Here is a 10,839-nt window from a genome sequence, read left to right as displayed (position 1 = left end):
CTTCCAATATTCTTTCGTAATTTGCACTTAAGTTGTTCATATATAATGTTTTATGGCTAAAACAAGATACTGATTATCAGTAATATGGACAACTTTTTTCTTTTAAATCATAATGCACAACGGGTTACTCTTATAAAGTTATCTTTGCCAAGTTCGTTCAAAAATACACAATAATAATTGATGACTTCCCAAAGGAAATTTAAAGTATGCCTGGTTTCCATTTCGCTTGCAAAAGGCGGTTTGGAGCGGTCGTGCGCTATGCTTTCGCAGATGTTGGAGGCGAAGGGCCACGAGGTGCATTTGGTAATTTTGAACGATGAGGTAGATTACCCTTTTAGCGGTAAAATGCTGAATTTGGGAAAATTGAAGACCGAAAACGATTCGATGGTGAGGCGATTGCTGCGCTTTCGGAAATTTCGAAATTATTTAAAAAAGGAAAACTTTGATGTAATTATCGATCATCGTCCGAAAAATAATTTTGAGCGCGAGCTGTTCTATTCCAAATTTATATATCGCGAGCTGAAGAAAATTTATGTAGTGCACAGTTCCAAAAAGACGGAGTATCTCACGGAAAATCCATCGGCATTTTCAAAAATCTGTCAAAAAAACCTGTTGAACGTGGCGGTTTCCGAATATATTGAAGCTGAAATTTTAAGGAAAGAAGGCATTTCTAATTCAGTAACCATCCACAACGCTTTCGACCCTGCTTGGGCTGAACAAAATGGCGAGTTTCCCGAAATACTCCAAAACAAAAAATACATACTTTCCTACGGCAGGCTGGACGATTCCATAAAGGATTTTTCGTTTTTGATGGAAGCTTTTTCGCGATCCAAAGTTTGGGATAACGATGTGCACCTCGTCATTTTGGGGGACGGAACGGATAGGGAAAAGCTTCAAAAACGGGCTGCTTCCAAGGAGGGTGCGCGGCAAATTATATTTCTCCCCTTCACCAAAAATCCTTTCGAAATTATTAAAAATGCCCGTTGCGTTACGCTCACCAGCAAATACGAAGGCTTCCCGATGGTGCTTGTGGAATCGCTCTCCTTGGGAACACCCGTGGTTTCGTTGGACATAGTTTCGGGCCCTTCGGAAATCGTACAGCACCAAAAAAATGGTTTGCTGATTGCCGAAAGAAGTTTACCTTTATTTGCGGAAGCGCTGCGGAATTTATGCTTTGATAATAAACTTTATGAAACGCTGAAAAAGCACGCAAAATCTTCCGTAGCAAAATTTTCAATGCAGGCCATTTCTGAAAAATGGAACCAAACTTTACACAATGCAATACGTTGATTTGGATAAAATAGAACTTAAGGAAATCCCGAAAATTAGCGATCCGGACGGTCGCGGAAACCTTTCGGTGGTGGAAAAGGATTTTTTGCCCTTTACCATAAAACGGGTGTATTATCTGTACGATGTTCCTAGTTCCTCCACCCGTGGCGGCCACGCCCACAAAGAACTGCAGCAGTTTTTAATTGCGCTAAGTGGCAGTTTTGACGTTGTTTTGGACAATGGCAAAACACGCAGGACCATAACGTTGAACAAACCCGATAGGGGTTTGCTGATTCCCAATGGGGTTTGGCGGGAATTGGAAGATTTTTCTTCGGGCGCCGTTTGCCTTTCCTTGGTAAGTGCAGAATACAACGAAGACGATTACATCCGTGAGTACGATGAATTTAAGCTATTTAAAGGTGCCTAATCGCAGGCCGAGCTTTTCCAGATTATTTTTTGTCTTTGACAAATACTTCAAAATGGTTTTGTTTTGGCGGAGCAAAAACTGTTGTTTTTTGCTGAGATTTTCGGGGTCTATTTTTTGAAAATTTTTCTGAAAAGCTTCTTTGTTTCCTTCTATTTTGGCCAGTATGCAAAGCGAATACCTGTTTAAATCCAAAAACTTTTTAAGGGCGGGATTGTCTTTTTCAAATGGTTCGTAATTTTCAAATGAAGCTTTTTGCGATACTTTTAATGTTGAATTGGAAAGACTTGCTATCGCATATCGGTAAATTGCGCAAGATTTATTCAAAAAAACAACGGGATATTTTAGGCCTATTCGAATCCACAAATCTGTATCCTGCCCGCTTTTTATGGATGGATCGTAGTACCCTACTTTTGAAAACACATTTTTGTGAAGAACGGTACTGCTGCTGGTAAGTATTGAATTTAAAAAACTCGCTGAAAAAAAGTTGACAATATGAATCGCGTTTGGTTGTAAATTTCGCACTGAATATTCAGAAGGATAAATTTTACCTTTTTTTTCAATTTTGATTGCCGTAGCAAAAACAGATTCGTTGGGAAATTCGGCAATCAGCCTTGCTTGTTCTTCCAAATAGAAAGGCAATAAAAAATCATCTGCGTCCAATAGTGCTATATAGTCATATTTTGCTTCATTAATAACAAAATTTCGCGCCGCACCGGCACCTTGGTTTTCCTTTGAAAAATACCGGATACGGGGATCGTCAAACTTTAAGATTTCAGCCTCGCTATTGTCCGTTGAGCCATCATTCAGAATTACTACTTCAAAATCCGTAAAGGTCTGCGCCAATACACTTTTTAAGGTGTCAGCAATGTATTTTTCTTTGTTGAAGACCGATATGACGACGGAAAATTTAGGCATCTTTTGGTTTTAGACAACTAAGATACCCCAAGCGGTACAAATCAAAAAGGAAAAGTGAAGGTTTTGGGGAATGTAGGTTTTTAAGTAGGGGTCTTTCAAAAATTTTAAAAAATCCGCGCACCGCAAACAACATGTTCCATTTTTTTAATTTTGAATGGGTTTTTAAAATTTTTACGGTTTCACTATCAATAGCACCGGTTTTGTAAAAATTCATCAAATTTTGAAGTGCCAACTTTGATTTTTTTATGAAAACTTCATTTGTTTCCAGATTCAAATGCACCACGGGATTATCGATATGCAGCAATGGAACGTTGTTTTTTTGAAGTCCATACCCAAAAACGGAATCCTCATAGCCATAACCGGCAAGCTTTTCGTTGAATTTTATGTTTTGGAAAACTTCCCTTTTTATGGCAAAGCCCATCGTTATAAAGCTCCGGTACGGATTTTTTCGGCGTTCGGCAAGCGACAGGCTTTCGCGTTCGGTGCCGTATTTATAGCGCAAACTGAAATTTTTAACATTGTTTTCTGGATATTTTATTCCCCCAAAAACCACGGAACTTCCTTCCGAAAAGGCCGCCAAATAGTCCGCTATAAATTCGGCGTTGGAAGGATAAACGTCAGCATCCAAAAAAAGCAACCAATCATACTTTGCCTTTTCAGCCAAAAGATTCCTTATTTTACTTCTGCCGATATTTTCGTCCAAAACCTGAAACCTGCAATTTTGAAATGTATTTATTTTTGAATTTTCCTCAACTAAGCTATTTTCGGTTGAAGCATCGTCAAAAACCAATATTTCATAGGCAATAGCTGCGCTTTTGCATTGTTTATTGAGGTTTTCAACCAATGAAACTACACTGTAATTGTATGTTGGGATGAGGATTGAAATCATTTTTTGCCGATCAGTACAGTTTCTTCCATAAACCCGTAACGCCTATTTGCCGGAAAAGTTTTGATTTCCACCTTCTGAAAACCGTTTTCTTTCAATCTTTGCCGCAATCCTTCCACCGAATAGATGCGCACATGGTCTTCCTGCCCGAAGGCTTCCAAGCGTTCTTCGGGAGTTTTTTTTGAAAAATCTTCGTAGATACTACCTTCTTTAAAAGGAGTTTGAATGATGCAAGTTCCATTAGGTTTTAAAACTCGGTACAATTCCTCCATTGCTTTTTTATCGTCTTCAATATGCTCTAAAATATGATAGCAAATTATCAGGTCGAAAAAATCGTTCTTTAAAGGAATCTGGGTAATGTCGTACCTATAATCCGCAAGAAATTCATCTTCAAAATCGGTGCTGAAATAGGTAATGTTCGGGTTTTTCTTCAGCAATCTGTAAACACTTCGCGAAGGTGAAAAGTGCAGCACTTTTCCGTGGATTAAATTATTTTCATTGAGAAAGGAATAAAGTCTTCTTGTTCGCGATCGGCTACCACAAAAGGGACAGAGCAGGTCGCCATCGGGTATTTCGATAAACCTCTTAATTCCGTTGCCGCAAACCTTGCATTCGTATTCTTTTCCGCGAAGGTAGAATGAAAAAACAGACCTAAAAAAAACCTCATTTTTAAAAAGGATTTTTTTGGGAATCACGGAAAGCGCTACTTTTTTCAGGCTTTGGTACATGTTGCTAAAATACAGGAAAGTTTTTGGATGCGGGAAATTTGTGTTTCTATTTGATTTAAAAAAATATGGATCATTCACTAATTTCAAAAAAGATGTATCTTGTAAAAAAAGTATCAGCCGTGCGGACTTCCTTCATTTTAGCTTTTGTTGTTTTTTCTACCTTTTCTGTGTACGCCCAAGAGGAGGCTTGGTTTTACCTTCGTGCACGTGATACTTCCTTTGTGCCGAAATTCATAAAGAATGGAGACTATCTGAACTATACTGGGGATGATGCAAGGTTAGAAGCAGCTTTGAAAAATTATAAAATCAAAATCTTCAAAAAAACTTGGAAACACGCCAAAAAACAAAACTTAAAAAAAACCTTTTTCGTGATTGCCGATAAAGAAACAATGATGACGGATTTGCTACAGAATGCTTCCCATCTCTTTGAGTTTGGCGAATTGATAGCTGAGGAAGACAAAAAAATTTTTGAACCTAATGATTACGGATTGACCAGTACGGTTGGTGATAATTTGGGAGCGCAAGTAAATCTGGACTATCTTGATGTAATGGAGGTCCCAAAAGCTTGGTACTATACAACAGGCTCACGTGATATTATTGTTGGAATTTCGGATGGTTCCATAAAAACTGACGATAAGGAGTTTGCTGGAAAAAGTAAGATTATTAGGGAATCCTTTTTGGCAAAAGGTCATGGTTTTTCAGTAGCTGAATCTGCGGCGGGGCAAGGAGACAATGCATATGGTATTCCGGGAGTGTGTTATGATTGTAGCATTTATGCCACAAATTATAGACATCTAAATACTTTAGAGCAATTAGTGGAACTTTCTGAAATGGGAGTGAAAGTTATAAATTGTAGTTGGGGCACCTCTCGGTATTATGAAACTGCGCAACAAGCTGTTTATGAGATGATGGACAATGGCACTGTTGTGGTTGCGATAGGCCATAATCCAAACTTTACAATTACTAAAGGAAAGAAGCCTTATTATCCCGCATCTTATGACAAAGTGATTGCGGTTTCCTCTGCTTCTCATCGCTATCAGCATTTTACTGAAAATATTCAATATTTGGAAAAAGAGAAAATTTACTATGTTGAAAATGTTCGATACTATATAGGGCGTACTGCAGGATTCAAAAATAATGATACTACAACGGTGCCTTTTATTTATCCAGTAAGTATTAGAAACATAAATAGTGCAATAGACATTGTAGCTCCTTCAACCGGGATTTTTAGGTATGGTGAGCTTGCCTTGAATGGTTTTGTTGACGTTAGCCAATTCAACCAAACTTCGGGAGTGGCGCCATTGGTAACGGGCACTATCGGCCTCATGTTTTCACTTTATCCCTGTCTTCCCGCGGAAGAGGTTGAAACAATTATAAAATTCACTTCTACCAATATAGACGACGTAGAACCCAACAAACCCTATGCGGGAATGTACGGTGCGGGAATGCTGAATACAGGCCGGGCGGTAAAAATGGTTTTCGATATGTTTGCTGAAAGAGAACCTGTAAAAATTGAGAACCAACGGTTCAGTCGCTGGGATTTTAAACTGACTTCCATTTCTGAAGTCGTTATGCAAAATCAGAAATTTACTGAAGAAGCAACCTTAAATCTTACCTCAAAAAAGCGAATCGTAATTTCTGAAAATACGGTTCTGAAACCGAACGCGAAAGGAAAAATTCATCTTAGCATTGACCCAACGCTAAAAAAGGAATGCGAACTGCAACTGCGCGACCCGAGCATTTTGAATGATTGAAAATGAATTGGACGGTTTTGGACAATGACTTTTGGAACCAGAGTTTCTGTAAACTGCGACTGCGACTGAAAACTGCGACTGAAAACTGCGACTGAAAACTGCGACTGAAAACTGCGACTGAAAACTGCGACTGAAAACTGAACTACTTATTTTCAAACCGTTTTCTGTACGACTTCAAAAATTTGGTTTTCATCGCACTTCAATGTTTTTGAAGGGTATTTCAGCAATAATGCGTAATCGTGGGTTGCCATTAAAATGGTATTGCCGTTTTTATTTATCTCACGTAAAACTTCCATCACTTCCACACTCGTTTGGGGGTCTAGGTTTCCCGTGGGCTCATCTGCGAGAATAAGTTCGGGATCATTCAAAAGCGCGCGGGCAATGGCAACACGCTGCTGCTCCCCGCCCGAAAGTTGGTAAGGGTATTTAAAGGCTTTGGTTTTCATATCTACCTTGTCCAATACCTCGTTTATCTTGCTTTCCATCGCGGCTTTGTCCTTCCATCCCGTTGCGGTAAGAACAAAACGCAGGTTATCGCTCACGGTTCGGTCGTTCAGCAGTTTAAAATCCTGAAAAACCACACCTAACTTTCGTCTTAAAAAAGGAATGTCGTTTTCTTTTAAGGTAGCCAAATCGTAGCCCACAATATTGCCCTCGCCTTCTTGAAGCGGAAGATCGCCGTAAAGCGTTTTCATGAAACTACTTTTTCCCGTTCCCGTTTTTCCGATTAAATAGACAAATTCGCCTTTTTCCACTGAAACGGAAACATCGGAAAGCACTAAGTTGTCGCCTTGATAAATGGAAGCATCTTTTAAAAATAATACGGTATCGGCCATTGGGATTATAGATTTACGATTTCGATTTCAAAAGTAATTTGAATTACTTCAAACTGCAACTGATTATTGCCAACATATTTATTTTTCTGAAATTTTTTCTTTCAATGCATCAATCTCCTTTTGCTGCTGAAGCGTGTAGAGCGTCAATTCCTCAATTTTTTGCAGCAAAATCAAGTTCATTTCTTTTAGTGAAATTCCCTCCGTCCGCATCGTTTCGGCAGAAGGTACATTTGGCAGATGGTTGTTTTCCTTTAAAAACGCTTCCAGTTCTTCCAAGGAAATCAAACTGTAATTTGGCATCATTTCGGAAAAACCGTTATAATAGGTTTCAAACACATAATCGGGCGCAACGGCACCGTCCATATCTACCAGAACTTCCTGGGTGTGTATTTTTCCTTTTACGGTCAACAGTTCGTCGGGATTTGTGGTGCCGATGCCTATTTTTCCATCTTTCTCCGAAAGGTTTTTGAATGGGTTGCGTTGGGCGGTGGCTGAAAAACAAAACAGCAGAACAATTGCAATTACGATTTTGGGTAACAATTTTTTCATGACAAATAATTTTTATAAAAATAGGGGTTATTTTTTGAATCAAACGGTTTTGATTTTTACCATCGCAAACGCAAACGCAAACGCAAACGCAAACAATAACAATAGGTGCAAATGGTTATAAAATAGGTACCGTTCCAACCGTAGTCCCACTATTGTGCGCGGATGGGTTCAATCTATATTTTCCCCTAAATTTCGCCACTTTTCAATTGACATTCAAATCTTTGAAATGAAATTCTAATTCTTAAAAATAAAGAATATTTGCATAAAAATCTGAAATGTAATTTATTGCCATTTGTAGCGTTATATTCCTAAGAAAATCCACCAAAAAATCATTCGTTAATTAAACCTTAAAAATTTACAGTATCGCCAAAAGCTACATTTAAAGTTAAATATCTTTACGCCACAAAAACTGTAAATAATGATAAAGAATTTTCTTGTTTTTTCACTTTTCCTATTCCTTTCATTTTCGTCCTTTTCACAGCAAACAGCGGTCTTTACAAATGACCTTGCCGATTTCAACCAAGCGCTGGAACTCTACAATAACGGGCAGTTTTTGGCCGCGCAAAGTCTTTTCGACAAAATAAAAAACAGCAGCGAGGACGAAACCGTGCAGAGCGATTGTGCCTATTATATTGCGAATGCGGCGGTGAGGCTCAACCAGCAAAATGCAGATCAATTAATGGAGGAATTTGTGGAGAAATATCCCACGAGTTTAAAGCGGAATTCTGCATTTATAGATGTGGCGAATTTTTACTTCGAAAACGGAAAATATTCGCACGCCCAAAAGTGGTACGATAAGGTTGATACTTCAAATTTAAGTCGAAGTGAGCAGGAACGTTTCAATTTCAATAACGGATACGTCTATTTTAAGGCGAAGCGATATGACGAGGCGAAAAGTTATTTCAACAAGGTTTCCACTTCGCAGAAATATGGCTCGCAGGCAAAGTATTATCTGGGTTTTATCGCTTACGAAGGCGACGATTATGAAGAAGCCAACAAAAATTTTGAGGAAGTAAAAGGCGAGGAGCGCTATTCCGAAGACCTCAGTTATTACCAAGCCGATATGAATTTCAAGCTTGGAAATTTCGAAAAAGCAATCACGATGGGGAAGGAGCAGTTTGATAAATCCAGCCCCGCTGAAAAAAGCCAACTTTCAAAAATTATTGGCGAAAGCTATTTCAATCTTGAAAAATATGCCGAAGCAATTCCATATTTAAAGGAATACAAAGGTTTTCGCGGCAAATGGAACAATACCGATTACTACCAATTGGGCTATGCCTATTACAAACAGGGCAATTACGAAAGCGCCATTGGCGAGTTCAACAAAATTGTGGACGGAAGAAACGCCGTGGCCCAAAACGCCTATTACCATTTGGCGGAAAGTTATCTGAAACTCGACAAAAAACAGGAAGCGTTAAACGCTTTTAAAAATGCTTCGGAAATGGATTTGAGTACCGAAATTCAGGAAGATGCTTATTTGAATTATGCCAAACTGAGCTACGAGATTGGCAACAGCTACAAAAGCACACCGCAGGTTTTGCTTTCGTTTATTGAAAAATATCCCGAAAATCCAAACAATGATGAACTGAAAAGATTGTTGATCGACAGTTACATCACTTCAAAAAATTATAAGGAAGCGTTGGATTTGCTCGAAAACAACAAAAACTTTGCTGATGAAGCCGCCTATCAAAAAGTTGCTTTTTACCGCGGCATTGAATTGTACAATGAAGCCGATTACAACGAAGCGATTTCGTTTTTTGAAAAAAGCCTGAAATATCCCAAAAACCAGGATTTTAATGCGCGCGCGACCTATTGGAAGGCCGAGAGCGACTACCAACTTTCCAATTTTGAAAAATCGTTGGCGGGCTATAAAAAGTTTGTGCAAATGCCGGGTGCACAGAACACTTCGGAATATAAAAATTTGAAATACAATTTGGCCTACAACCAATTCAAACTTAAAAATTATAACGAAGCCATTTCAAATTTCAAAAGTTACGTAGGTTCTTCTTCCGCAGAAAAAGTGCGCAAAAAGGATGCGTATCTGCGTTTGGGCGACAGCTATTTTGTGACCAGCCAGTATTGGCCGGCAATGGAAAACTACAACGCCGCAATCGATTTAGGCGGCGATAACGATTACGCGCAGTTCCAAAAGGCAATCAGCTATGGTTTTGTGGACCGCAGCGAAAAGAAAATTGAGGAACTGATTGCCTTCATAAAAAAATATCCAAAATCCGTTTACCGCGACGATGCGCTGTACGAATTGGGAAATACCTACGTGGCGCAAAACAAAACAAACGAAGCTATTTCGGCTTACGATCAATTGGTCCGCGATATTCCAAACAGCAGTTTCGTTTCAAAAGCATTACTAAAAAAAGCGTTGATTTATGACAACACCGGAAAGAGCAACGATGCGTTGGCAATTTTTAAACGGGTCGCGAAGGATTTTCCTTCAACGCCCGAAGCGTTGCAGGCTGTTTCTTCCGCAAAAATAATTTACATAGACCAAGGAAATGTTGACGAATACGCCCGTTGGATAAAAACATTGGATTACGTACAAGTGGGCGATACCGAACTTGACGATGCCACATATTTGGCGGCGGAACAACCGTATTTGGAGAATAACCAGAGTCAAGCCAAAGGCAGATTTGAGGATTATTTAAAACAATTCCCGAATGGGCAGCACGCTTTAAACGCACATTTTTATTTGGGTCAGATTTATTTCGCTGACGGAAAAAACGATCAAGCCATTCCGCATTTTGAATATGTTGTGAACCGTGAGCGAAGTGAATTTACTGAACAAGCTTTGGCGCGGGTTTCAGAATTGTATTTAGGCAAGAAAGATTATCAAAATGCTCTAAAATATTTGACACGTTTGGAAACCGAAGCAGATTTCCCGCAGAATATCATCTTCGCGCAGACCAACAGTATGAAGGCTTCATATGAATTGAAACAATATGCCGAAGCTGTAAACTATGCCGAAAAAGTGCTTCAGAATTCTAAAATAGACAATTCAATTAAAAGTGATGCGCAGGTAATAATTGCCCGTTCGGCCATGAAAACCAATAATGAAGCAAAAGCCAAAACCGCTTATGCCGAAGTTCAGAAAATCGCAACCGGCGCCCTTGCCGCCGAAGCGCTTTATTACGATGCCTATTTCAAAAATAAGGAAGGAAATTTTGAAGGCTCAAATGCTTCCGTACAGAAATTGGCGAAGGATTATTCGGGCTACAAATTATACGGCGCCAAAGGTTTGGTGCTGATGGCGAAGAATTTTTACGCTTTGAAGGATGCTTACCAAGCAACTTACATTTTGGAAAGTGTGACCAAAAACTTTACCGATTTCCCAGAGGTAGTTGAAGAAGCAAAAGCCGAGCTTGCAGTAATCAAAAACGCAGAGGCAAAAACCAATTCTTCCGTTGAAACCGGAAACTAACCCAAAACCTTTGCGCTCTCTGCGGCTTTGCGGTAAAATATT

9 protein-coding genes are annotated in these 10,839 nt (G+C 39.2%); 4 read left to right on the top strand and 5 right to left on the bottom strand.

Annotated features, from left to right (window positions below; all coding sequences use genetic code 11):
• Window positions 1–180: 180 nt before the first annotated feature.
• On the top strand, window positions 181–1,290 hold the full coding sequence (locus POV26_RS03905) for a glycosyltransferase (RefSeq protein WP_272855177.1): 1,110 nt from the start codon (window positions 181–183) through the stop codon (window positions 1,288–1,290).
• Window positions 1,277–1,696: a sugar 3,4-ketoisomerase gene (locus POV26_RS03900; RefSeq protein ID WP_272855175.1), complete on the top strand. Its 420-nt coding sequence runs from the start codon at window positions 1,277–1,279 to the stop codon at window positions 1,694–1,696. The genes POV26_RS03905 and POV26_RS03900 overlap by 14 nt, the downstream gene beginning before the upstream one ends.
• Here the strand turns inward: POV26_RS03900 and POV26_RS03895 are convergent.
• The 3 genes from POV26_RS03895 to POV26_RS03885 are packed head-to-tail and all read right to left on the bottom strand — an operon-like array spanning window position 1,679 to window position 4,225.
• Entirely contained in the window at window positions 1,679–2,611 is a 933-nt protein-coding gene (locus POV26_RS03895) for a glycosyltransferase family 2 protein (RefSeq protein WP_272855174.1), read from the bottom strand. The genes POV26_RS03900 and POV26_RS03895 overlap by 18 nt on opposite strands.
• Entirely contained in the window at window positions 2,604–3,500 is an 897-nt protein-coding gene (locus POV26_RS03890; protein WP_272855173.1) for a glycosyltransferase family 2 protein, read from the bottom strand. The genes POV26_RS03895 and POV26_RS03890 overlap by 8 nt, the downstream gene beginning before the upstream one ends.
• On the bottom strand, window positions 3,497–4,225 hold the full coding sequence (locus tag POV26_RS03885; RefSeq protein WP_272855172.1) for a methyltransferase domain-containing protein: 729 nt from the start codon (window positions 4,223–4,225) through the stop codon (window positions 3,497–3,499). Before POV26_RS03885 ends, POV26_RS03890 begins: the two co-directional genes overlap by 4 nt.
• Before the next feature lie 65 nt (window positions 4,226–4,290).
• On the opposite strand from POV26_RS03885, the gene POV26_RS03880 reads away from it, so the two are divergent.
• Window positions 4,291–5,979, top strand: a complete 1,689-nt coding sequence (locus POV26_RS03880) for a S8 family peptidase (protein WP_272855171.1) — start codon at window positions 4,291–4,293, stop codon at window positions 5,977–5,979.
• Window positions 5,980–6,131: 152 nt separating this feature from the next.
• Here POV26_RS03880 and POV26_RS03875 read toward each other — a convergent pair whose 3' ends face one another.
• Window positions 6,132–6,815 carry a cell division ATP-binding protein FtsE gene (locus POV26_RS03875; protein ID WP_272855170.1) on the bottom strand — a complete coding sequence of 228 codons (684 nt, stop codon included), beginning with the start codon at window positions 6,813–6,815 and terminating at the stop codon, window positions 6,132–6,134.
• A 78-nt stretch (window positions 6,816–6,893) separates the two neighbouring features.
• Entirely contained in the window at window positions 6,894–7,364 is a 471-nt protein-coding gene (locus POV26_RS03870; RefSeq protein WP_272855169.1) for a tail fiber protein, read from the bottom strand.
• A gap of 418 nt (window positions 7,365–7,782) precedes the next feature.
• On the opposite strand from POV26_RS03870, the gene POV26_RS03865 reads away from it, so the two are divergent.
• Window positions 7,783–10,797, top strand: coding sequence for a tetratricopeptide repeat protein (locus tag POV26_RS03865; protein WP_272855168.1), 3,015 nt, complete (start codon window positions 7,783–7,785; stop codon window positions 10,795–10,797).
• Window positions 10,798–10,839: the final 42 nt, after the last annotated feature.

The organism is Aequorivita todarodis (assembly GCF_028561335.1).
In the GTDB taxonomy this organism is placed as follows: domain Bacteria; phylum Bacteroidota; class Bacteroidia; order Flavobacteriales; family Flavobacteriaceae; genus Aequorivita; species Aequorivita todarodis.
Note: the sequence above shows the minus strand (reverse complement) of the source record. Positions and strands in the feature narration are given on the sequence as shown.

Coding starts and splice junctions, on each gene's coding strand:
- POV26_RS03865 (WP_272855168.1), top strand. CDS start 7,783: ATGATAAAGAATTTTCTTGTTTTTTCACTTTTCCTATTCCTTTCATTT.
- POV26_RS03890 (WP_272855173.1), bottom strand. CDS start 3,500: ATGATTTCAATCCTCATCCCAACATACAATTACAGTGTAGTTTCATTG.
- POV26_RS03895 (WP_272855174.1), bottom strand. CDS start 2,611: ATGCCTAAATTTTCCGTCGTCATATCGGTCTTCAACAAAGAAAAATAC.
- POV26_RS03875 (WP_272855170.1), bottom strand. CDS start 6,815: ATGGCCGATACCGTATTATTTTTAAAAGATGCTTCCATTTATCAAGGC.
- POV26_RS03905 (WP_272855177.1), top strand. CDS start 181: ATGACTTCCCAAAGGAAATTTAAAGTATGCCTGGTTTCCATTTCGCTT.
- POV26_RS03870 (WP_272855169.1), bottom strand. CDS start 7,364: ATGAAAAAATTGTTACCCAAAATCGTAATTGCAATTGTTCTGCTGTTT.
- POV26_RS03885 (WP_272855172.1), bottom strand. CDS start 4,225: ATGTACCAAAGCCTGAAAAAAGTAGCGCTTTCCGTGATTCCCAAAAAA.
- POV26_RS03900 (WP_272855175.1), top strand. CDS start 1,277: ATGCAATACGTTGATTTGGATAAAATAGAACTTAAGGAAATCCCGAAA.
- POV26_RS03880 (WP_272855171.1), top strand. CDS start 4,291: ATGGATCATTCACTAATTTCAAAAAAGATGTATCTTGTAAAAAAAGTA.